This window comes from Pseudoalteromonas neustonica, assembly GCF_001653135.1.
In the GTDB taxonomy this organism is placed as follows: domain Bacteria; phylum Pseudomonadota; class Gammaproteobacteria; order Enterobacterales; family Alteromonadaceae; genus Pseudoalteromonas; species Pseudoalteromonas neustonica.
On the sequence record NZ_BDDS01000002.1, the window covers coordinates 121,570 to 145,325 of the forward strand.

Annotated in this window: 16 protein-coding genes; 10 read left to right on the forward strand and 6 right to left on the reverse strand. The window is 39.3% G+C overall.

What is annotated here, in order from left to right:
- Positions 1-70: 70 nt before the first annotated feature.
- On the reverse strand, positions 71-1,507 hold the full coding sequence (pyk, locus tag A7967_RS03830; RefSeq protein WP_054204699.1) for a pyruvate kinase: 1,437 nt from the start codon (positions 1,505-1,507) through the stop codon (positions 71-73).
- 392 nt (positions 1,508-1,899) lie between these two features.
- Here pyk and gnd point away from each other — a divergent pair, with 392 nt between their 5' ends.
- Complete coding sequence (gnd, locus tag A7967_RS03835; RefSeq protein ID WP_054204698.1) at positions 1,900-3,273, forward strand: NADP-dependent phosphogluconate dehydrogenase; 1,374 nt, start codon at positions 1,900-1,902, stop codon at positions 3,271-3,273.
- Positions 3,274-3,337: 64 nt separating this feature from the next.
- Here the strand turns inward: gnd and ansA are convergent, their stop codons facing one another.
- Together ansA and sppA are read right to left on the reverse strand one after the other, a co-directional pair.
- The gene (ansA, locus tag A7967_RS03840; protein WP_054204697.1) at positions 3,338-4,348 is read right to left on the reverse strand and encodes an asparaginase; all 1,011 of its coding nucleotides are present in this window, start codon (positions 4,346-4,348) and stop codon (positions 3,338-3,340) included.
- 305 nt (positions 4,349-4,653) lie between these two features.
- Positions 4,654-6,519 (reverse strand): signal peptide peptidase SppA, encoded by a 1,866-nt coding sequence (gene sppA, locus A7967_RS03845; protein WP_054204696.1) that lies wholly within the window; start codon positions 6,517-6,519, stop codon positions 4,654-4,656.
- Positions 6,520-6,737: 218 nt separating this feature from the next.
- Here sppA and A7967_RS03850 point away from each other — a divergent pair, with 218 nt between their 5' ends.
- The 3 genes from A7967_RS03850 to nhaD all read left to right on the forward strand — a co-directional run bounded on the left by A7967_RS03850 (position 6,738) and on the right by nhaD (position 11,760).
- Complete coding sequence (locus tag A7967_RS03850; protein ID WP_054204695.1) at positions 6,738-8,699, forward strand: oxidoreductase; 1,962 nt, start codon at positions 6,738-6,740, stop codon at positions 8,697-8,699.
- Positions 8,700-8,989: 290 nt separating this feature from the next.
- Positions 8,990-9,670, forward strand: a complete 681-nt coding sequence (locus A7967_RS03855; protein WP_054204694.1) for an HvfX family Cu-binding RiPP maturation protein — start codon at positions 8,990-8,992, stop codon at positions 9,668-9,670.
- A 683-nt stretch (positions 9,671-10,353) separates the two neighbouring features.
- Entirely contained in the window at positions 10,354-11,760 is a 1,407-nt protein-coding gene (gene nhaD / locus A7967_RS03860) for a sodium:proton antiporter NhaD (RefSeq protein ID WP_231659005.1), read from the forward strand.
- 71 nt (positions 11,761-11,831) lie between these two features.
- On the opposite strand, the gene A7967_RS03865 is transcribed toward nhaD, so the two are convergent.
- A complete protein-coding gene (locus A7967_RS03865; RefSeq protein ID WP_064435395.1) occupies positions 11,832-12,881 on the reverse strand; it encodes a DUF21 domain-containing protein in 1,050 nt (349 codons plus the stop codon).
- Positions 12,882-13,961: 1,080 nt separating this feature from the next.
- Here A7967_RS03865 and A7967_RS03875 point away from each other — a divergent pair.
- From A7967_RS03875 to A7967_RS03890, 4 genes are all read left to right on the forward strand, one after another.
- A complete protein-coding gene (locus A7967_RS03875; protein ID WP_054204690.1) occupies positions 13,962-14,384 on the forward strand; it encodes an MAPEG family protein in 423 nt (140 codons plus the stop codon).
- Positions 14,385-14,696: 312 nt separating this feature from the next.
- Positions 14,697-15,050 carry a 2OG-Fe(II) oxygenase family protein gene (locus A7967_RS03880; RefSeq protein ID WP_054204689.1) on the forward strand — a complete coding sequence of 118 codons (354 nt, stop codon included), beginning with the start codon at positions 14,697-14,699 and terminating at the stop codon, positions 15,048-15,050.
- A gap of 99 nt (positions 15,051-15,149) precedes the next feature.
- Positions 15,150-15,713 (forward strand): DUF922 domain-containing Zn-dependent protease, encoded by a 564-nt coding sequence (locus A7967_RS03885; protein ID WP_054204688.1) that lies wholly within the window; start codon positions 15,150-15,152, stop codon positions 15,711-15,713.
- Positions 15,714-15,942: 229 nt separating this feature from the next.
- On the forward strand, positions 15,943-17,556 hold the full coding sequence (locus A7967_RS03890) for an ABC-F family ATPase (RefSeq protein ID WP_054204687.1): 1,614 nt from the start codon (positions 15,943-15,945) through the stop codon (positions 17,554-17,556).
- A 399-nt stretch (positions 17,557-17,955) separates the two neighbouring features.
- Here the strand turns inward: A7967_RS03890 and A7967_RS03895 are convergent, their stop codons facing one another.
- Positions 17,956-20,178, reverse strand: a complete 2,223-nt coding sequence (locus tag A7967_RS03895) for an NADP-dependent isocitrate dehydrogenase (RefSeq protein WP_054204686.1) — start codon at positions 20,176-20,178, stop codon at positions 17,956-17,958.
- Positions 20,179-20,657: 479 nt separating this feature from the next.
- Positions 20,658-20,873, reverse strand: coding sequence for a cold shock domain-containing protein CspD (gene cspD / locus A7967_RS03900; protein ID WP_054204685.1), 216 nt, complete (start codon positions 20,871-20,873; stop codon positions 20,658-20,660).
- Positions 20,874-21,081: 208 nt separating this feature from the next.
- On the opposite strand from cspD, the gene clpS reads away from it, so the two are divergent.
- Together clpS and clpA are read left to right on the forward strand one after the other, a co-directional pair.
- Positions 21,082-21,390, forward strand: a complete 309-nt coding sequence (gene clpS, locus A7967_RS03905) for an ATP-dependent Clp protease adapter ClpS (RefSeq protein WP_170173927.1) — start codon at positions 21,082-21,084, stop codon at positions 21,388-21,390.
- Positions 21,391-21,458: 68 nt separating this feature from the next.
- Positions 21,459-23,723 carry an ATP-dependent Clp protease ATP-binding subunit ClpA gene (gene clpA / locus A7967_RS03910; protein ID WP_064435396.1) on the forward strand — a complete coding sequence of 755 codons (2,265 nt, stop codon included), beginning with the start codon at positions 21,459-21,461 and terminating at the stop codon, positions 23,721-23,723.
- Positions 23,724-23,756: the final 33 nt, after the last annotated feature.

Genomic DNA, 23,756 nt, shown 5'->3' on the forward strand with positions numbered 1-23,756 from the left:
GTGCCTTAACTAAGAGCCTTAACGTAAAAACGCGAGCAAAAGCTCGCGTTTTTGTAGGACTAAGATTTAACTAAGCAACAGTAACTATTTTCATCGTATTGGTTGCGCCAATAGTCTCCATCGTATCACCATGAGTGATGATAACGGTGTCGCCTGATTGCAATGAACCAGCAGCAACTAAGGTGCTAAGTGCATCTTTTACCATATTATCTTTTTCACATTTAGTCGAATCAAAGAACACCGGGTAAACACCACGGTAAAGCGCTGTCTGACCTAGCGTACTTGCATGACGAGATAATGAGAAAATAGGTAAACCAGAGCTAATACGAGACATTAGTTTAGCTGTGCTACCTGACTCAGTTAATGTAACGATTGCTTTTACTGAATCTAAATGGTTTGCTGCGTACATTGCAGATAAAGCGATTGACTCAGCGTTTGAAGAGAAACGGCTATCTAAACGATGTTTAGAAACGTGTGTTTCTTTTTGTGATTCAGCACCTAAACAAACACGTGCCATAGTTGCTACGGTTTCTTCAGGGTAATCGCCAGCAGCAGTTTCAGCTGACAGCATTACTGCGTCAGTACCATCAAGTACAGCATTAGCAACATCCATGACTTCTGCACGAGTTGGCATTGGGTTATCGATCATCGATTCCATCATTTGCGTTGCAGTGATCACAGTACGATTTAGTGAGCGAGCGCGGCGGATAATTAGTTTTTGCTTACCCATTAAAGCAGCATCGCCAATTTCAACACCTAGGTCACCACGGGCAACCATCACAGCGTCTGAAGCGAGAATAATATCATCAACAGCTTCAACAGTTTCAACCGCTTCAGCACGTTCAATTTTTGCTAAAAGCTGTGCATTAGAACCCGCAGCTTCAGCAAGTGAACGTACATAACGCATATCATCGCCACTGCGTGGGAATGATACTGCGATGTAATCAACGTTAATTTCAGCAGCTGTTAATAAATCTTCTTTATCTTTTTCAGTAAAAGCGGGTGCTGTTAAACCACCCCCTAAACGGTTGATACCTTTATTATTTGATAACACACCACCGACAGCAACTGTGGTATGTACTAAATGGCCTTCAACACTTACGACTGTTAATTGAATTAAACCGTCATTTAAAAGGAGTAAATCACCAGGGGCAACATCTTGTGGTAATTCTTTATAATCAATACCTACGCCATTAATATCGCCTAGGCCTTTTTCCATTTTTGCATCAAGAATGAATTTAGCACCAACAGTCAAACTTACTTTGCCTTCTTTAAACGTTGATACACGAATTTTAGGGCCTTGTAAGTCAGCTAAAATAGCAATGTGCTTACCCAATTTTTTGGCAATATCACGTACAGCTTGAGCGCGATCTTTATGATCTTGTGCAATACCGTGTGAGAAGTTTAAGCGCACTACGTTTGCACCGGCACGAATTATTTTTTCTAAGTTGTTATCTCGATCGGTTGCAGGTCCAAGGGTCGCGACTATTTTTGTGCGTCTAAGCATCAAATTCTCCTGTGAGCTTACGATGTAAGCAGGTTGACGGTTATTTTCATTATTTATATTCATAGGCTTTAGCGCAATGAAATATACAGTTTGAATAACAGGGAAGAATAGTAATTAGTTATTCTTTTGCTGTCATTATTTATACAAAATTAATATGACGACATTATGACACCGGTGTCAGGTTCCGTCAATGCACGAATAATGAAATCCCAACCGTGAAATTATCACCCTGCAACCACGGTTGTTTGATATAATCCCCGCAATGTGCGCATTTGTTTTGCGCTCGGCGTTGTATCTAATGTCTAAGTTCGCAATTTTAAGCTGCTTGGGTATAATGCGCGCGGTATTATTTTCATTTTCTAACCAATAGTTGTTACCGAGGAGGACACTAAATGCAAGTTGCATTAGTCGGGTTAGGCGTTATGGGTAAAAATCTTGCTCTCAATTTGATTGAGCAAGGAATGACACTAGTAGCTTATGATAAAAACCCGGATGCGGGCGAAGAATTACTAAGCTGTGCTAAATTACAAGGCATGGCAGATCGTTTGCACATTGTCTCTGATTTAGGTGATATGGTTAAACGGTTAACGCCACCTCGCTCAATTTTGTTATTAGTGCCAGCGGGTGAGTTAGTTGATAAAGTTTGCAGTGAACTAGTTGAAGCGGGCGTTGATTGTGACGATATTATCGTTGATTGCGGTAATAGTAATTATAAAGACGGCATCACTCGGAAGCTGAAATATCAAAACAAATTTGAATTTGCAACGATGGGAATTTCTGGCGGGGCAGAAGGTGCTCGCCATGGTCCTGCGATGATGGCAAGTGGTTCAGAAGGTGGCTGGGAGCGTGTCGAGCCATGGTTTGAAAAAGTAGCAGCAAGTTACAAGGGTGAGTCGTGTTTTGCCCGTGTAGGTCAATCTGCTAGTGGCCATTTTGTCAAAATGGTGCATAACGGTATTGAATATGCACTAATGCAGTTAATTGCAGAAATGTATCAATTACTACGTTTAGGCACTAAACGCAGTCCGCACGAAGTAGCTGAGATCTTTAATCAATGGTCTGAAGGGTCACTTAATAGTTACTTATTATCTATCTCAAGCCATATTTTATCGCTTGAAACAAATGCAGATGAAGCATTAGTTGATTTAATTGATAATAAAGTTGGCGCAAAAGGCACAGGCTTGTGGACGGCACAGAATGCGTTAGAGCTAGGCATTGCGGTTCCTTCGTTGGTTGCAGCAGTTCAAGCACGTCATTTAACAAACACAGGTGATACACACGCCGCAAAAGAAATGGCCTATGCTGCTAAATCAACCACACATGTTGAATTAGATTTAGACGAACTTAAAGATGCTTTTTTGTTTGCTAGTTTATTAGCATATCGTCAAGGTCTTGCGCTTATCAAGGGTGCATCGCGTGCGCATCAGTGGAAAGTCGACCTGTCTAAAACATTACAAACATGGCGTGCTGGTTGTATCATTCGTGCAGATTATTTAGATAATATTGCCGAAGGTGTTGAGTTTATCGATACACTAGAAAAAGAGTCGTTAGCACTGCGTAAGATCTGTGGACAAGCAATGATGACAGGATTAGCATTTCCGGTACTGAGCTCTACACAAACGTATTTTGCGACGCTTACTACACCAAGTAATGGTCACTTAGTGCAAGCTCAACGAGATTATTTTGGTGAGCATGGTATTAAAACCCACAGCGGTGAAGTGTGCCATTTAACTGATTTAGTAGAGATTGACGCGAAAGTACGTTAATTGCTGTTTAAGTACGAAAAAGGCGCGCTAAATAGCGTGCCTTTTTCGTTTAGAAAGCTATTTGTTACCGGCTTAATTCACCACGTAAATTATCTTGCATTAAATGACGAATAGTTTCTACTTCTAGTTTTTGACTAAGTAGGTAATGTAGTTTCGTTAAGCATGCTTCTAATGTCATATCGTAACCGCTGATCACACCAATATTGAGTAATGCGTTACCTGTTGCGTAACCACCCATATTAACATGGCCTTTTAAACATTGAGTAAGATTGACGATAACCATACCTCGTTTACTGGCGCTGGAAAGTATTTCTAGAAAATCTGGATCTTGTGGCGCATTACCAACACCAAAGCTTAATAACACTAAAGCTTTAATATTATCATTTACTAAGCTTTTTACAACAGCGTGGCTGATCCCAGGATATAAATATAAAACCCCAATAGGCTGTGGTGTTATTTTAGTTATTTGAAGTTCGTTCTCAACGTAAGGGCTCAGCTGTCCCTTTAGTAATTGAATGTTAATACCGGATAATGCCAATGGATCAAGGTTAGGGGATGCAAACGCATCAAATCCGTCAGCGTGTGCCTTAGTGGCGCGATTACCACGAAATAGTTGATTATTAAAAAAGAGACTTACTTCTGCGATAGGGTAATTAGCCGCTAAATACATGGCATTGAGTAAATTTACTTGGCCATCAGATCGCAGTTGCGAGAGCGGAATCTGTGAGCCAGTAACGATGACAGGTTTTGTTAAGTTCTCAAACATAAACGACAATGCTGATGCAGTATACGCCATGGTATCGGTACCATGAAGCACCACAAAGCCATCGTAATCTTGGTATTTGCTTTTAATATCGTCAGCAATTAATTGCCAATGAGCAGGGGACATATCTGAAGAGTCGATTAGTGGGCAATACTCGTGAATATCGAATAGGGGCATTTCATCACGATTAAATTCAGCATTGTTTTCTACGGTTTGCGTTAAAAAACCTTCAGCGGGAATATAGCCTCGGCTCGATTTTTTCATCCCAATCGTACCGCCAGTGTATGCGATATAAATACGTTTACGTTTCATAAAAAAGCCCAGTAAAAAAACTGGGCTTAGTATAACGGTTAGTGGCTGCGATTACAGCTTATATACCTAAACTACCTCAAGATGCAGAATTCAGCGTTTCACAGGTGCTTAATATCAAGGCGTTACTTTGCAAGAATGGCAGTCCCTTTTAAGAAGTAACAACGATGAGAGTAAGTACCTGTGAAACGCCCAACGGGTTGGTTTAAAAGCGATTTATACCGCGTTATTGATTTTAACAAGGGAATAACCATTCTTTGCAATCAATGCCTTGTCTAAATCGCTTTTAATTCCAACTGAAACTCGCATTATTGTGAAATATTACACACTAAACAACGAGCATAAATACCTTGCGGATCGTTATAATCCTGTAAGCTTTCAACTTCAGCAGTTAATTGCTTAACTAAACCAGTGATTGATGCTTTATTTGATAAGGCATTTTGCAATGTACTTTGTGAGCCAATCAGTGATTTGATAGATGCATTTCCAAAAATATCTTGCATTAGTTGCTCTTCAGCAGACAGACTATGCTTAATAGTTTTAACTTCATAAAAGTCAAGCTTAGCGAGTTCTGCCGCCGCTTTAATTGCATCTTGTTTATTACCTAGTTTATCGATTAAACCAAGTTCTTGTGCCTGGCTTGCAATCCAAACGCGGCCTTGAGCAATATTATCTACTTGCTCTGGGGTCATGTTACGCGCTTCACCAACCACCTCTAAAAAGCGTTGATAAGCATCTTCAACACTTAATTGAATTACTTGTGCCATTTTTGCATTAAGTGGGCGTGCGATTGATAAACCCGCCATTTCCGTTGTAGCTACACCATCCGAGTAAACACCTAATTTAGCCATGGTATTTTCAAATGTCATAAAGTTACCGAATACACCAATTGAACCAGTGATGGTGCTAGGCGCAGCCCAAATTTCATTGGCCGCAGAAGCAATCCAATAACCACCAGACGCTGCAACTGAGCTCATTGAAGCGATCACAGGCTTACCTGCTGCTTTTAGTGCGAGCACTTCGGCACGAATAACTTCAGAGGCAAACATACTACCGCCACCTGAATCAATTCGTAGCACAACCGCTTTCACTTTTTCATCTAAACGCGCTTTACGAAGTAAGGCTGCGGTTGAATCACCACCAATTTCACCGGCTTTACGTTCACCATCAGAAATAGTGCCGCGTGCAATAACAACAGCTACTTTCTCTGTCATTGGGTTATCAAATGTAATGGGAGGTTTAATTAATGATAAATATTCTTTAAATGATACTTGATTAAAGGTCTTGCCTGTTTCTTCAGTACCGACTAACGCGATAAGTTCTTGACGAACTTGCTGATTAGTTTTTAATGAATCTACCCATTGATGCTCAAGCGCATATTTACCTGAATCACCATTAACAGCTTGCATTTTTGCAAGGAACACATCCATTGTTTCATCAAAATTTGTTTCATCAAACGGACGAGCAGCGGCCACATCTTGTTTGTATTCTTTCCACAATGCACTTAACCACACGCTGTTGGCTTCTTTGGCTGCATCTGACATATCATTACGGATAAACGGCTCAACAGCTGATTTGAATGTCCCAACACGGAATATATGCTGAGTGATACCGAGTTTTTCCAAGGCCTCTTTAAAATACAGCGGGTACATACCAAAACCTTGAATTTCGACGCCGCCATAAGGGTGCATCGATACTTCATTAGCATGAGCAGCTAAATAGTATTGCGCTTGTGAATAATAATAACCAGTGGCAATGACTTTTTTATCCGCAGCTTTGAAACGCTCTAACGCTTGGGTTATTTGCTTTAATTTATTTAAATGCGCATTTGGCATTTTTTGTAAATCTAACAAAATAACCGAAATACGTTTATCTTCAGTTGCTTGATCAATTACTTCTATTATGTCATCAAGTAAAATTTCAGCTGGCTCATCCTTACTCATTGTGGCGTCATTGATAGCCGCTCCAATTGGATCCACGTAGATTTTTTCTTCTACGATTGGACCATTGAGGTTGAGCCTAAGTACAGATGTATCTGCTACTTTAATTTCATCTCCATCACTGGCAATTGACACAATGAAAAGAATAACAATTAGCACAAATAAAAAATTGAGAACTAAGCGGCGTGAAAAGTTAATTCCTGCCCACAGTCCTTTAAACATCTTTGCAATCAAAATAGATCCTTAATTTGGTACAGCTTATATCTGACTCCATATTAGCCCAGAATAAAAATTTATTTAACTGTTAAATCGTAACTAAGTATTTACGAATGATTTTTTAACCTTGTTTATGCGAAAATGTTACATAATTTATCACTTTTGTTGCTTATTACTTGCCAATCAAGCAAAATTCGCTAATGTATAGAGGTTAGACCAGTTGATTGGGGCAGAGGATGTTAGAACAACAATTACAATTAAAACACACACAATTACGTAACCGCTTGGTAATGGGCTCAATGCATACGGGCCTTGAAGAGGGGTGGCATAACCGAAAACGCCTAAGTGCGTTTTATGAAGCGCGTGCCAAAGGTGGCACGGCAATGTTGATCACAGGTGGGTACAGCCCTAATTTACGTGGTAAATTAACGCCTATATCGTCATCTTTTAACAGCTACTATGATGTGTTTAAGCACCGCGCATACACCGATGTTGTACATCAGCATGGCGGTAAGATTTGCTTACAATTATTACATGCTGGTCGTTATGCATATCATCCATTTAATCAAGCACCGAGCGCAATTAAAGCACCTATTAATCCGTATCAGCCAAAAGCAATGTCGCTCAGTTCGATTAAAAAAACCATAAAAGACTTTGCCCATTCTGCCTATTTAGCACAAAAGGCTGGCTACGATGGCGTTGAAGTGATGGGGTCTGAAGGCTATTTGATCAATGAATTTATGGCTCCGCATACCAATAAACGCACAGATGAATACGGTGGCAATTTAGAAAATCGTATGCGCTTAGCATTAGAGATAGTCAAAGCAGTACGGGCAAAAGTAAATAAAGAATTTTTAATCATTTTTCGTTTATCAGTGATGGATTTGATCCCTAATGGGTCAACACCTGATGAAGTAACGACTCAAGCCAAAGCATTAGAGCAAGCTGGGGTCGATATATTTAATACAGGTATTGGCTGGCATGAAGCGCGAGTGCCAACAATTGCGAGTATGGTGCCGCCAGGTGCTTTTAAAGAAGCGTCAAAACGATTAAAAGAAGTTGTCAGTGTTCCAGTGATTGCTGTTAATCGTATAAACACGCCGGATATTGCGAATGAAATACTAAACGCAGGTGATGCTGACTTAATTTCGATGGCGCGGCCATTACTGGCTGATCCTGAATTTTTTAATAAATACCAAGCACAGCAAAGTAAACACATTAATATTTGCATTGGCTGTAACCAAGGCTGTTTAGACCACGTATTTAAGGGTAAACGAGCGACATGCTTGGTGAATCCGCAAGCGGGATTTGAACTTGATTACCCATTAGAAGCCACATCAAAATCAAAAAATGTTTTAGTTGTTGGCGCAGGGCCCGCTGGTTTATCGGCAAGTTGCTATTTAGCACAAAAAGGCCATACGGTTACGCTGATTGATAAAAAGACAGATATGGGCGGGCAATTTAATTTAGCCATGCGAATTCCAGGTAAAGAGGATTTTAATCATACTCTACGTTATTTCATCAATGAACTTGAGCGCCTAAAAGTCACAATAACGTTAAATACAGCTTTTGCTGATGATATGCTTGAGCAATATGATGAGGTTGTATTTGCAACAGGCGTTCGCCCTCGTGAGGCAAATTTTACCTGTGCAGACAATAAACGTGTATTTTCATACGATGAAGTTATTCGTGGTGAAGTTGAGCTCGGTAACTCTATTGCGATTTTAGGCGCAGGTGGGATAGGTTTTGATATGGTTGCGTTTTTAAGTGAACATAAAGATCAAAGCATTGCTGATTTTAAATCACAGTGGGGTATTGAATGTGAGCCAAATCCTCATAAAGATAACCGACAATTATTTATGTTAAAACGAAGTGCAGGGCGCTTTGGTAGCGATCTTGGTAAAACAACAGGTTGGATACACCGACAAGTTGCAAAGCAGCATGGTGTAAAACAAATTGCTGATTGCCAATATCATCATTTTGATGACCGAGGTCTTAAAATTACAGTGGCAGGGCAAGATCAAGTGTTACCTGTCGATACCGTTATTGCGTGTATCGGGCAAGTTTCTAATAATGAATTAATGTCTCAATTACTTGATAACCCAAAGGTACATGTTATCGGCGGAGCAAAATTAGCATCTGCAATTGACGCAAAACGAGCTATTTATGAGGCATTACAAGTAGCACGAGAAATATAACTCAATTATAAGCCGTTAATCTTTCAAGGTTAAAGTTTTACTCTTAGGGGCGATTTAATCGCCCCTAAAGATTGGCACTTAGAAACGTTCAGTATTTATATGTGATTATTAGCTCATTTAAAGCTTAAATATTCGCATTGTTGTAGAATTAAACCCCACATACGCACACCTTATTGCACTTGAATGTTAATTTATATTTTTCTGGTTGTTGGTTGAAATAAGCAACTGCTCATGGCGGTCTAAGTGATTTATAGACTATAACTAACTTAAACGTTTTGAGAAGGACTGAAATGAAAAATAAAATCATATCTTTATACCACTCTATCTTTACTAAACTTGCCGTTTTAGATGGCGCTCCTGCATTACTTTTTAGGCTTATTCTTGCGCCTGTGATGATCATTGCTGGGTATAACAAACTTGCAATTAGTGGTGATACGTCAGGTTTTTTTGAATTATTTTTAGCTTCACCCGATGTCGTCGCATGGTTTGGTAATCCTGACTGGGGTTTAGGCTTGCCATTTCCAGATTTGCTCGCATTTTTAGCCGGTTGGAGTGAGTTCTTGGGTGGATGGCTTTTGTTAGTTGGTTTATTAACACGTTTAGTTGCTATTCCACTGATGTTTACCATGGTTGTTGCAGCAACGAGTGTGCATTGGCATAACGGCTGGTTTGCTATTGCGCCAACAAACCCGGAGACAAGTGCGGCACAAGTGCTTGATTGGTTAGCTATTCCCGGTGCTAAAGAAAGCTTAGATAACTCTCTTGAAGTGAAAGATCGTATTGAAAAAATTCGTGGATTAGTCGAAGAGCATGGCTTTCCTGATTATTTATATGAAAAAGGCAAACCATCAATTTTAAATAATGGCATCGAATTTTCTGCGATCTATTTTGCCATGCTATTAAGCTTATTTTTTACGGGGGGTGGGCGTTTTGTAAGCCTTGATTATTGGTTACGAAAAAGAATTGAATAAACTAGATTAGCATAGTCGTGGCTGGGTATAACTAGAATTGAATAGGTTGCGCGTTGTATATCCAAACCAGCTCAAGGTGCAGAATTCAGCGTTTTACAAGGGCTTAATATCAAAATGTTACTTTGAAAAAATGGCTGTCCATTTTAAGAAGTAACAACGCAGAGAGTAAGTCCCTGTGAAACGCCCAAGAGCTTGGTTTAAAAAAATTTATACTGCGTTATTGATTTTAATAAAGGAATAACCATTCTCTGCAATCAATGCCTTGTCTAAATAGCTTTAATTCCAACGACACTCACCTCGGTATATATTATACGTATAGTATATTCTTCTAAGTTTGCAGAGCCTCATAATTATTGATTTATTAGTGAGTCTATAAAATAGCGCGAGAGGAAATTTTTATGTATTAGAGAGCTATCATTAATGTTTAATTTAATGTTTATCCCCACTTGTTCTACCCACCGTTGCGCTCAGTAATATCGCTGTTATTAATGCAAATTTAGACTTGAGTATAATTGCCACGCCATTTTATTGTGATACCTTATTTCAACTTTTTTATAACAATTGATCAATCATAAGAATGATAAATAAAAATATATGAATTGATCAATGCGTATTAAAAAAATAGCTTTTGAAATTAAAACAGGACGTGTTACGTGAATACTTTGTTACGAGGATTTAACCTTTTGAGTGTGGTTTTATTGTTATTTTGCTCCCCTGCGTGGGCGGCAGACGGGCAATTAGACCTAACAACATCTAATATTGGGTTACTTTGCATTATTATATTTTGTATTGCTTATGCAGTGGTTATGCTCGAAGAAAAACTACATTTAAGAAAATCTAAACCAGTACTCGTTGCAGCGGGATTAATCTGGATATTGATTGGCGCATACTATGTAAACCATGATATCCCTGGTATTACGGAAGTCGCATTTAGACACAACTTACTTGAGTTTGCTGAGCTAATGCTATTTTTACTGGTGGCGATGACGTATATCAACGCACTGGAAGAACGAGGTGTGTTCGACGCTTTACGCTCTTGGATGATACGTAAAGGATTTAATTATAAAAATTTATTTTGGATCACCGGATTTCTAGCGTTCTTTATATCACCGATTGCAGATAACCTGACAACGGCGTTACTAATGTGCGCGGTAGTAATGAAAGTGGCTGAAGGTGATAAACCATTTATTAACCTCAGCTGTATAAATATTGTGATTGCAGCCAATGCGGGTGGGGCATTTAGCCCGTTTGGCGATATAACCACGTTAATGGTCTGGCAGGCTGGGTTAGTCCATTTTAATGAATTTTTAGTCTTATTTTTACCCTCGTTAGTGAACTACCTTGTCCCTGCGGCAATAATGAGCTTTTATGTTGCTGATAAGCAACCCACCGCGAAGTACGAAGAAGTTGAGCTTAAGCGTGGTGCAGTTAGAATTTTGGTTTTATTCTTATTAACAATAGCTACAGCCGTTGCGTGTCATAGTTTTTTACATTTGCCTCCAGTGCTTGGCATGATGATGGGATTAGGGTATTTACAGTTTTTTGGTTACTTTTTAAGAATGACATTACCTGGTTCTCTTGCTCGCAAAAAAGCGCATGCGGAGCAGCTAGGTGATAAAGACAGGTTAGCCAAACTTGGCAGTGTTGTACCATTTGATGTGTTTAGTAAAGTGTCACGTGCCGAGTGGGATACTTTATTGTTCTTTTACGGAATTGTAATGTGTGTAGGTGGTTTAGGCTTTCTAGGCTACTTAAATCTAATGTCTGAAATGCTATATGGTAGCTGGTCTACAACAACAGCTAATGTGTTTCTTGGTGTTATCTCGGCAGTCATTGATAATATACCTGTGATGTTTGCGGTACTATCTATGGAGCCTGATATGTCACACGGGCAGTGGCTTTTGATCACTCTTACAGCAGGTGTAGGTGGTAGTTTATTGTCGATAGGCTCTGCGGCGGGGGTTGCTTTAATGGGGCAAGCGCGCGGTTACTATACATTTTTTGGGCACTTAAAGTGGACACCTGTTATCGCTTTAGGTTATGGCGCAAGTATCATGGTACATCTTTGGTTGAATGCATCACTTTTTTAAGTGGTAGTTAAACCTCTTATAGGCACTGATTAAAACCAGTGCCTATAAGTAGTCTGCTCGCTTATTTATGTTTATTGTACGTTTGGTTTTTGTGCGGGTAATAATAGTTCAGGAGGCTGCATGCCCTTTAGTAGTCGGCCGTAAATATCAGCGCCAGTTATGATACGGTTTGTAGTTCCCCAAACAAGCAACACATCTTGATCAATAGCACCATCGAATGCTTTATCCACCGATTGACTCATTTTCATTTTTATCACAGCGTCACTTAAACTGGTTTTATCATCAGTAATAATAATAGGGCGGTGACAAAAACGATACGCGTCAAAGCTATCAAACTCAAACAAGGCAGCTCTTAATAAGCCATCAGCATCCACTACCAGCAAAGGTTCATCATCTAAATTGGTGATTACCACCCAACGATGACCCGATTTATTAATACTTTTTAAAAAGGGATCTTCTGCTGAATTTGTGATGTCGGGAATAATCGGTAAATCCATTTTTGTTTTTAGCGCGATAATTGAATCAGGATCAATTAACTCGCCTTCATCAGCAACGGTTATGGTATCTAGTTTAAAGAAGTTAAGTGCGCCAATCCCTTCGACATGATTGATATCGGTACCTTCGGCTTCAATGTGTTTTCTGATAATACTGCTTAGTTCGCTTTCAGCGAGGTAGGTAATGCCTTCTTTACCTAGCCATAGATCTAATATAATAGCCGTTGGCTTTGCTACGGGATAAAACAATATTTGATAAAAGCGGATTATCGGGGACAATAAACTTCCCATTTTTAGTGCGTTTCTTGAAAAATAGGCTTGGGGAATAATTTCACCAATAATGGTGATTGCAATTGTGGAGAATAAAAAGGCGCTGATACCTGCTAAAGCAGAATCAGATAATAGGGTCAATAAAACATTGATACCCACATTACCCCATAAAATAGTGGTTAAAAGGAAGTTTGAGTCACCTCTCAATGCGAGTATTTTTTTCGCATCTTTATTACCTTTTGTTGACTCTACTTCGAGTTGTAAACGACTCAAAGAGAAAAAAGCTAAATTTAGACCTGAAAATATGGCTGATTGCGAAATGCAAAAAACGATACCAAGCCAAAGAAAAAGATCCATAAAATGAGTTCCTAATGTGTTAGTGGCATGTACCACAAACAATAAAAGTAACACAAACCATCACATTATCAGGCATTTTTATAACTAACGGTGAGGTTTAGGCTGTTTATTAAAATTTTATGGGTACTAGGTAGGGCGTGTTGACCTTTGTGGATTGAAATTTGCTCAATCTAGGGGCGATTTAATCGCGGCGCAAGGTTTGTAACCTAGCGGGCTCGATAACTGCTCCTGCGTTATTCTACTGGCTCACATCCATGTGAGAATAAGTAAAAATCGAGCAAAGCTTCCGCGTCCTGCTCACGCCCCTTATCTACGTCCGTGTATGCAACAAAGAGTTAATCGCCCCTAGGAAAAACCCTTTGGGCAGCGCATATTTGGCATTTATACTGCGTTATCGCCTATTTATGGGGAGCAACCACACAGCATAGGCGCTGGCTTGCCTAAATACCAAATAGACTGCTGCAAAATCAATCACGAAAGGTCAACACGCCCTAGCATGATTGATAAAGGGGCCAGTTATAGTTTTTGCTGATGCTATTACAGAAAGTATAAATGTGAAATATAAATAATTAGCTTAAACACGGCTTAAAAAACTGACTAACGTAATGATTTAAAATATAAAATAATTACTAAATTTTCAAAAGTATAGGCTATATACCCAAACCACCTCAAGATACAGACTTCAGCGTTTCACAGGTGTTTAATATCAAGGCGTTACTTTGCAATAATGGCAGTCCCTTTTAAGAAGTAACAACGATGAGAGTAAGCGCCTGTGGAACGCCCAACGGGTTGGTTTAAAAGCGATTTATACTGCGTTACTTTAATAAGGGAATGATTTTAACAAGGGAACAACCATTATTTGCAATCAATGCCTTGTCTAAATCGCTTTTAATTCCAACTGAAACTGCATCTTGAGGTGGCTTGGGTATGTATTTAAGGTTAACCATGTAGCTTTTATAAAGTATCAACTCAGATTTACAAAAAATTGCGCCGTAAAAATATAATGCATTTAAAATCATGCAGTTATAATTGGCTTGTGTTTTGCTTTACTTAAAGTACAAAGACTAAAAAGGAATATTGATGACTGAACTTACCTTATCGGCTTATTATGCGCTTTATCTCTATTTGATTATGTTGTTTATCCAATGGGCTATTGCAACGTTTAGTAAAGCAAGCAAGCCAAATGCGATACCAGGGAAAATTGATGATACCCTAAGCCACGAAAGCTTCATTTTTAGAGCGCATCGTACATTTCATAACACGCTTGAAAATAGCCCTTTATTTTTAGGGACGGTGCTTTTTTCTTTTATTATTGGGTATCACAGTGCCATCTTTGCAATGTGTATTTGGGTGTACGTTGTAGCCCGTATTTTACATATGGTATTTTACTATAGCATTGCAACAGAAAAGAATCCCAGCCCACGTAGTTACTTCTTCTTAGCCGCAGTGGGAGCCAATTTGGTTATGTTGGCTCTATTGGGCTTACGTTTAGTTGCTTATTAAGACTTTAGTGAAAGCATAGTTTGATTAAGAGGAGCCCGTTTGGCTCCTTTTACTTTTTGGTTCATTCATGGGAAACACAGAATTAATTATTTTTTACAAGACGCAGGGCCAAGAGCTTATCAATAGCGAGTTTTTATTGTCAGCATCATCACAAGAACAGGCAAGTTATATTATTCAATGACTAAAGCCTGCAAGCAGTGTTATACCCACTTTAGTTAAAACGTAATCATTTTCTTATCGTTATGATAAATTACTAGTTCTACAATTGGTATTATGAAATTTCCCAGCAATAAATAATAAAGGGGGTTGAATATGTCTATTTTAAACAGGTTATTTAGATGGGAGCGCGGTAGACAGCAATCAGGTTATGACAAAATGTTACTATGTGGTGCGTTGTGGCCAATTAAGTTTGATACCTACTTACTTAAATTTCCACAAGGTAGTGAGATAGCCCCTCATACGGATAAAGTTAAATGTGGTAGGCACTATAGATTAAATATTATTTTAAAAAATGCAGAGCAAGGCGGAGACTTTATTTGTAAAAAACCACTATTTGAAACTAAACGAATCAAGTTTTTTCGACCTGATGTATCGGAGCATCAAGTATCTAAAATAGTAAAAGGGAACAGGTACTTGTTAAGCATAGGCTGGGTGAAAACCCGTTGATAATTTTAAGTTACTTGAATCGCAAAGAATTGAACTATGCCGATAGATTAAAACCTGAGCAATCTCTTTTGCTAAAAAATTTAACAAGGAAATAGTAGTATGAGATTGATAATATTGAGTTTAATCTTTTTATTTACACCTATAGTAATAGCTGAACAGGTAATAGAACAAGATACGACTTACTATAAAGTCAAAGTCTCAAGTAAAGAAAAACTGCTTGAGTCGGTTAATCATGCATCGCCAATAAGAGAAAACGGGAAGGTTTTTCATGGTTATACACGTTTTGACATACGGTGGCGCTTTAATTGGGAAAAAACAGCGAAGCGATGCCGGTTAGTGCGTGTAAAAACAATATTACAACTTAAATACACAATGCCAGAACTCGATTCTGATAGCCAGCAAGTAAACACAGTATGGGCACCGTGGTATTCAAAGCTACTTCTGCATGAACAAGGTCACGGTGAGTTAGCTATTACTTTTGCTTCAAAAATAGAGGATGCGCTAAAAAGCATGCGCCCTCAGCGTGATTGTAAGACCTTATCTGATGATGCTAATACTGTAGCGTATAAGATTGTGGAACAATTGAATAAAGCAAGTGCTGCGTATGATGTAAAAACAAACCACGGTGAAACCCAAGGTGCGTGGCTTCATTCGCATTTATAAACGAGGTTTTATGGGCAAACCCACGAGTACTTTCCCTGTAAATTACGAGATAAGCGTAAAGTAACGTAATAAAATGCATACAAACCCAGACAGTGCTCGACAGGTGGGGCTAGCCGTCTGTATAATTCGCGTCCTCTTTATACCGTATAATCGCACCGACTATTGTCAGGGCTGCTTTTTTTGAAATAAAAAATAGCGTGCTCTACAGTACGTGCTTAGGAAATTCATCTTGATCTCTACCGCTAATATCACCATGCAGTTTGGTGCTGAACCATTATTTGAAAACATCTCTGCTAAATTTAGTAACGGCAATCGTTATGGCCTAATTGGCGCAAATGGGTGCGGTAAGTCGACCTTTATGAAAATCCTAAATGGTTCATTAGCTCCAACATCAGGTAATGTGTCAATTGGACCAGGTCTGAAAGTAGGTAACTTGAGCCAAGATCAGTTTGCTTTTGAGCAATACTCAGTGGTTGATACCGTGATCATGGGTGACGTTGCACTGTGGGAAATTAAACAAGAACGTGACCGTATTTATTCATTGCCCGAAATGAGTGAAGCCGATGGTATGAAAGTTGCTGAGCTTGAAAGTATTTTTGCAGAGATGGATGGTTACAGCGCGGAAAGTCGTGCAGGTGACATTTTATTAAAAGCAGGTATAGAAGAAGAGTTTCATTTTGGTCTAATGTCACAAGTCGCCCCTGGCTGGAAATTACGTGTGTTATTAGCGCAGGCTTTATTTGCAAATCCAGATATATTATTACTGGATGAGCCAACCAATAACTTGGACATCCACACAATCAGCTGGTTAGAGCATGAACTTAACCAACGTAAATGTACCATGATTATTATTTCTCATGACCGTTATTTTTTAAATGCAGTATGTACTCATATGGCCGATATTGATTACGGTGAACTGCGTATTTACCCTGGTAACTATGAGAAATTCATTGAAGCATCAACACTTATTCGTGATCAGTTACTCGCTGGTAATGCCAAAAAGCAATCTGAGATTGAAGAGCTACAAGATTTCGTAAATCGTTTTGGTGCCAACGCATCAAAAGCTAAACAAGCGAGTTCACGTGCAAAGCGTATGGATAAAATTAGCTTAGATGAAGTGAAATCATCTAGCCGCATGGCACCTTCACTGTATTTTGATGAAGGTAAAAAGATGCACCGCCAAGCATTGATTTTAGAAGATTTTGGTCATGGTTTTGATGGCGAAGTACTGTTTGAAAATGGTGAGCTAATTTTAGAAGCTGGTTCTAAACTAGCCATCATCGGCGAAAACGGTGTTGGTAAATCAACCTTCATTCGCTGTTTAGTGGGGGAGCTTGAAGCGAATCATGGCGTGGTTAAATGGTCAGAAAACGCATCTGTAGGCTATTGCCCTCAAGATAGCAGTAAAGACTTTGATAATGACTTAACTTTATTTGATTGGATGTCACAATGGCGTACGGCCAAACATAATGACTTAATGGTACGCGGCATGTTAGGGCGGTTGTTGTTTACTGCTGATGATTCTAACAAGAAAGCTAAAAACTGTTCGGGTGGTGAGAAAAACCGTTTATTATTTGGCAAACTAATGATGCAAGACGTAAATGTGTTGATAATGGATGAGCCAACCAACCACATGGATATGGAAGCTATTGAAGCGCTAAACAATGCATTAAAAGGCTTCGAAGGCACATTGATTTTTGTAAGCCATGACCGTGAGTTTGTATCGTCATTGGCGACTCGTATTATCGATATTCGTGATAAAGAAGTTGTGAATTTCCACGGTACATTTAATGAATTCATGGCGAGTCAGCAAGAACAAGCGAAGATCCAAGCTGTAAAGTGATATTTTGCTAGGAAACCAATCTTGAATTCAAATTCAGTGCCAGTCAGCTATTAATTAATACTGACTGGTGCTTCTATGTCTAGGGTCTCTTACGTTGCATGAACTCATTGGTGAGTTTGGTGCTAAACTTTACTGAAGTTAATTTCAATCCGCAATAATACTAAGTCATTTTGAGGTATCAAACCTGACGCTAACGGCGTTAAAAATTTCTTATTTAGAACAACTAAATGACGATATTTTTGCCTTGTTATCGACAAGGTTTTTTTGCCACAAAATAGATCTCATAATTAAGAGAATTGGAATAATTTGAGTCGGTATTGAAAAAGATGGATCTTTGTATTAGGCACAAAAAAGGCGCTCACTTTAACAGTGAACGCCTTTTTTAATTTTAACCGATACTTATATTAATTTAGCTAATATATCGTTAAATGTAGTGCTTGGACGCATTGCTTCGAATGCTGCAGCATCATTTGGTTGGAAATAACCACCGATGTTTACTGCCGGACCTTGTGCGTCATTAAGTTCATTAATGATTTGCTCTTTATTGCTTTCTAAATCGCTGGCGATTTGAGTAAACTGTGCTTTAAGTTCACTGTCGTCGTCTTGCTTAGCAAGCTCTTGCGCCCAGAATAAAGATAAGAAGAAATGAGAACCACGGTTATCAATTTCTTTCACTTTACGCGAAGGCGATTTATTTTCAGCAAGGAAAGTTCCTGTTGCTTTATCAAGCGTATCAGCAAGTACTTGTGCTTTGTTGTTACCCGTTGTAGTGCTCAGGTGCTCAAGTGATGCGGCAAGTGCTAAAAATTCACCCAAAGAATCCCAACGTAAGTGGTTTTCTTTTTCGAACTGTTGTACGTGCTTAGGTGCAGAACCACCCGCGCCAGTTTCAAATAAACCGCCGCCATTCATAAGAGGCACGATTGACAGCATTTTAGCGCTTGTACCAAGCTCTAGAATTGGGAATAAATCAGTAAGGTAATCGCGTAGTACGTTACCCGTTACTGAAATAGTGTCTAGGCCGTCTTTAATACGTGCAAGAGAGAATAACGTAGCTTCAAGTGGCGCTAAAATTTGGATATCAAGGCCAGAAGTATCATGGTTTGGTAAATATGCATTTACTTTTTTGATGATTTGCGCATCGTGTGCACGGTTTTCATCAAGCCAGAAAATTGCAGGGTTACCCGTAGCACGTGCGCGGTTAACCGCTAACTTAACCCAATCTTGGATTGGTGCATCTTTAACCTGACACATGCGCCAGATATCGCCTTGCTCAACACTGTGCTCAAGTAAAGTTGTGCCATTTGTATCTACAACACGAATGACACCGTTTGCAGGTGCTTCAAACGTTTTGTCGTGTGAACCATACTCTTCCGCTTTTTGGGCCATTAGGCCTACGTTTGGTACGCTACCCATAGTGGTAGGATCAAATGCGCCATGCTCTTTACAAAAATCAATCGTTGCTTGATATACACTTGAATAACAACGATCAGGAATTACAAAGCTAGTATCTTGTAATTTACCTTCGTTATTCCACATTTGGCCGCTTGAACGGATAGCTGCAGGCATAGATGCATCGATGATCACATCACTTGGTACGTGAAGGTTAGTGATGCCACGATCAGAATCAACCATTGCAATTGCAGGGCGAGTTGCATAAACAGCGTCAATATCAGCTTCGATTTCAGTGCGTTTTGCATCATCTAAAGTTTGAATTTTAGCGTAAACATCACCCAGGCCATTGTTTACATCAACACCTAGCTCAGCAAATAAAGCACCGTGCTTTGCAAAAACATCTTTATAGAATACTTTTACTGCGTGGCCAAAGATGATTGGATCAGACACTTTCATCATGGTTGCTTTCATATGTAATGAAAACAAGATGCCTTTTTCTTTCGCTACTTCAATTTCTGCAGCTAAGAATGCTTGTAATTTAGCAACACTAATTGAAGATGCGTCAATTACTTCGCCAGCTAGTAGCGGTGTGCTTGCCTTAAGTACAGATACATCACCATTTGCAGCAACATGTTCAATACGTACATCTGTTGCAGCATCAACTGTTACTGATTGCTCAGAACCAAAAAAGTCGCCTTCACTCATACTAGCTACATAAGAAGCTGAATCTTTGCTCCATGCGCCCATTGAATGAGGATTATTACGTGCATATTCTTTTACAGAACCAGGCGCACGACGGTCAGAGTTACCTTCACGTAATACAGGGTTTACTGCGCTACCTTTGATTTTGTCGTATGTAGCTTGAATTGCTTTTTCTTCGTCTGTTTTAGGTTCAGCAGGGTAATCTGGAAGTGCATAACCTTTTTCTTGTAGTTCTTTGATAACAGAACGTAATTGTGGAACAGAAGCACTGATATTAGGCAGTTTGATGATGTTAGCTTCAGGTGTTTTAGCAAGCTCACCTAATTCAGCAAGTGCATCGCCAATGCGTTGTTCTTGCGTTAAATACTCAGGGAAGTTAGCAATAACACGACCAGCTAAAGAGATGTCACGTGTTTCAACTTCAACGCCAGCGGCATTAGTATAAGCTTGGATGATCGGCAGCAGCGAGTAAGTTGCTAGTGCCGGAGCTTCGTCTGTTTTAGTGTAGATAATTTTTGATGTCATCATCATTCCTAGATAGTAGGCATAAAAGCCATATTCAACAATGCAAAGAATACCATCGCTATCATGCAAGCACGATTGAGCAATAGTCAGTCTGTTAGGTGTTAATACTGTAAGTCCTTTGCACTATGCAATGGACGTGATAAATAACCACACCTGACGAACTGTATTAAATTTACTGTAATTTTGTAGCCAATTAAATGATCCATTAGCATAGGTATTGCCACTTAAAGAGCTATGTAAGGCCGTTTTTAAGCACAAAGAGTGTAACAAGCTTGGCACAAAAGGGCTAATAACAAATAGGACATGGGGTTATTAAAAAAGAATTTCAAGAGGAAGGGCAGTTTTTGTTCATTAAGAACGTTTAATTTCTAACTATATCGGGTTATTTTTACATTAAAACACGTTTGATGAAAAAAATTGTAGGGAGGATTAAGCGAGGATCTTTACAGAACGCTCGCTTTAGTCGAATATTTATACAGCTACACTAACTCTTCGTTAGGAGCGATATTAGTTGCATGCATGCCTTTTGGGCCTTGCTGCAATTCGAATGTTACATCTTGACCAGCTTTAAGCGTTTTATAACCGTCCATTACAATCGTTGAGTAATGGGCGAATATGTCATTCTCGCAGCCGTCTTCCACGATGAAACCAAAACCTTTGGCGTTGTTGAACCATTTGACTTTACCACAAGCCATACTTCTACATCCTTCTATAAGTTGACTAATTTAGTTATTCTAAACCGTATAGTTTGATAGACTGACTAAGGTTTAATCAATCTACAATTGACTGTAGTTTATTTCGCCGATCAGTCAAGTGTTTTAAACTATTTTTTAACATTTAATTTATTTTTAATTCAAGTTTGCTTGAGTTCCAAAGACAAGACTATATTTAATTATGAGTGGCATGAAAGATTCGGATGTTTTAGATACTGTTCGCGATAGTGAAAAGCAAAAATTGCAACCACCGCGAAAGTATAAAGTCATTTTAAATAATGATGATTACACGCCAATGGACTTTGTAATAGAAGTACTTACGACGTTTTTTAATATGGATAGCGATAGAGCAACAGATGTGATGCTTCAGGTTCATCAGAATGGTCGCGCTATTTGCGGTGTTTATACAGCCGATGTAGCGTATTCCAAAGTTGACCAAGTTAATCGTTACGCACGTGATAACGAGCATCCACTGCTATGTAGTTGTGAGCAGGAATAATACCAAGGTAGGGTGATCAGAATACCCATCACAACGGTATATTTATTTATCTCAGTAAGGGGTTGCCAATGCTAAACAAAGACTTAGAACTAACTTTAAACGCGGCGTTTCGTGAAGCGCGTACACGCCGCCATGAATTCATGACAGTGGAGCATTTATTGCTTGCGCTGATCGATAATCCCTCTGCAGGCGAGGCATTAATCGCATGCGCAGTGGATATGGCTGCACTAAAAACAGAGTTATCAGAATTTATTGATGAAACAACACCCGTTATTCCAGATCTGGAAGATGAGCGTGAGACTCAGCCAACACTTGGCTTTCAGCGTGTTTTACAACGAGCTGTGTTTCATGTGCAATCATCAGGAAAAAATGAAGTAACAGGCGTAAATGTATTAGTTGCTATTTTTTCTGAGCAAGAAAGCCAAGCGGTTTATTTACTGAAGAAAAGCGATATTTCACGGTTAGATATTGTTAACTTTATTTCACATGGTATAGCTAAATCAGATGATGAAATAGGTGGTGAAGAGTCAGACGATATTCATGAAGAGGTGCAAGGTGCACAAGGTGAAGAACCAAGTAAATTAGATAATTTTACGACTAATTTAAATGTGCAAGCCCGTGAAGGGAATATTGATCCGCTTGTAGGGCGCGATAGTGAGGTTGAACGTACGGTTCAAGTTTTATGTCGTCGTAAAAAGAACAATCCGCTACTCGTAGGTGAAGCAGGCGTTGGTAAAACAGCCATTGCTGAAGGCTTAGCTTATCGGATTGTTAATGAACAAGTGCCGGAGGTCATTGCAGATGCCGTTGTATATTCATTAGATATGGGCGCTTTACTTGCAGGGACTAAATATCGAGGCGATTTTGAAAAACGCTTCAAAGCATTACTAAAAGAGCTTCAAGCAAAGCCTAGCGCGATTTTATTTATAGATGAGATTCATACCATCATTGGTGCCGGCGCAGCCTCTGGTGGCGTTATGGACGCATCTAACCTACTTAAACCGCTGCTTTCGAGTGGCAAGTTACGTTGTATGGGGTCGACTACATATAACGAGTATAAAAATATCTTTGAAAAAGATCGTGCTTTAGTGCGTCGTTTCCAAAAAATTGATGTACTTGAACCAAGCGTGGCAGACACGACTAAAATTCTAAATGGTCTAAAAGAGCGTTATGAAGAGCACCATGGTATTCGCTATACGCAAAAAGCGTTAAAGGCAGCAGCTGAGCTTAGTGCTAAATATATTAATGAGCGTCATTTACCAGATAAAGCGATTGATGTTATTGATGAAGCGGGCGCGAGTCAGCGTTTACAGCCAATCTCTAAACGTAAGAAGACCATTGGTGTTGCCGATATAGAATTGATTGTTGCCAAAATGGCGCGTATTCCACAACAAAGTGTGTCATCAAGTGACAAAGAGACGTTAAAAAATCTTGACCGTAACCTGAAGATGTTAGTATTTGGACAAGATCAATCAATTGATGCATTAACGTCGGCAATTCGGTTATCTCGTTCTGGCTTATCAAGCGAAGATAAACCGGTAGGCTCATTCTTGTTTGCAGGCCCGACGGGTGTTGGTAAAACAGAAGTGACTAAGCAACTTGCAAAGTGCATGGGTGTTGAGTTTATTCGATTTGATATGTCAGAGTATGTTGAGCGCCATGCCGTGAGTCGTTTGATCGGAGCACCGCCAGGGTATGTTGGTTTTGAACAAGGTGGCTTACTAACCGAAGCTGTTATCAAAAATCCACACTCAGTTGTATTGCTTGATGAAATTGAAAAAGCGCATTCTGATATTTACAACATTCTGTTGCAAGTAATGGATCATGGCACTTTAACTGACAACAATGGACGTAAGGCTGACTTTAGAAACGTTGTTGTTGTTATGACCACTAATGCGGGCGTACAAGAAACAGTGCGTAAATCAATTGGTTTTACTGATCAAGATCATTCGCATGACGCGATGAGCGAAATTAATAAAGTATTTTCACCGGAGTTTAGAAACCGTTTAGATAACATTATTTGGTTTAATCATTTAGACCGTGATGTAACCTTACTGGTTGTTGATAAATTTATTGTTGAGCTTCAAGCACAACTGGATAAAAAATCAGTTAACCTTGAGCTTACTTCTAAAGCGCGTGAATGGCTTGCAGATAAAGGTTATGACAAAGCAATGGGTGCACGCCCAATGGGACGGGTGATCCAAGAGCAGCTTAAAAAGCCACTAGCCAATGAAATTTTATTTGGTGCACTTATTGATGGTGGAACAGTGAAAGTATCGCTTAAAGATAAAAAACTTCGTTTTGATTATGAAACGAATTTAACCCCTGCATAAAAGCGTTTGTAATAACGCAGATAACAAAAAGCC

Coding starts and splice junctions, on each gene's coding strand:
- pyk (WP_054204699.1), bottom strand. CDS start 1,507: ATGCTTAGACGCACAAAAATAGTCGCGACCCTTGGACCTGCAACCGAT.
- gnd (WP_054204698.1), top strand. CDS start 1,900: ATGCAAGTTGCATTAGTCGGGTTAGGCGTTATGGGTAAAAATCTTGCT.
- ansA (WP_054204697.1), bottom strand. CDS start 4,348: ATGAAACGTAAACGTATTTATATCGCATACACTGGCGGTACGATTGGG.
- A7967_RS03850 (WP_054204695.1), top strand. CDS start 6,738: ATGTTAGAACAACAATTACAATTAAAACACACACAATTACGTAACCGC.
- A7967_RS03855 (WP_054204694.1), top strand. CDS start 8,990: ATGAAAAATAAAATCATATCTTTATACCACTCTATCTTTACTAAACTT.
- A7967_RS03865 (WP_064435395.1), bottom strand. CDS start 12,881: ATGGATCTTTTTCTTTGGCTTGGTATCGTTTTTTGCATTTCGCAATCA.
- A7967_RS03875 (WP_054204690.1), top strand. CDS start 13,962: ATGACTGAACTTACCTTATCGGCTTATTATGCGCTTTATCTCTATTTG.
- A7967_RS03880 (WP_054204689.1), top strand. CDS start 14,697: ATGTCTATTTTAAACAGGTTATTTAGATGGGAGCGCGGTAGACAGCAA.
- A7967_RS03885 (WP_054204688.1), top strand. CDS start 15,150: ATGAGATTGATAATATTGAGTTTAATCTTTTTATTTACACCTATAGTA.
- A7967_RS03895 (WP_054204686.1), bottom strand. CDS start 20,178: ATGACATCAAAAATTATCTACACTAAAACAGACGAAGCTCCGGCACTA.
- cspD (WP_054204685.1), bottom strand. CDS start 20,873: ATGGCTTGTGGTAAAGTCAAATGGTTCAACAACGCCAAAGGTTTTGGT.
- clpS (WP_170173927.1), top strand. CDS start 21,082: ATGAAAGATTCGGATGTTTTAGATACTGTTCGCGATAGTGAAAAGCAA.
- clpA (WP_064435396.1), top strand. CDS start 21,459: ATGCTAAACAAAGACTTAGAACTAACTTTAAACGCGGCGTTTCGTGAA.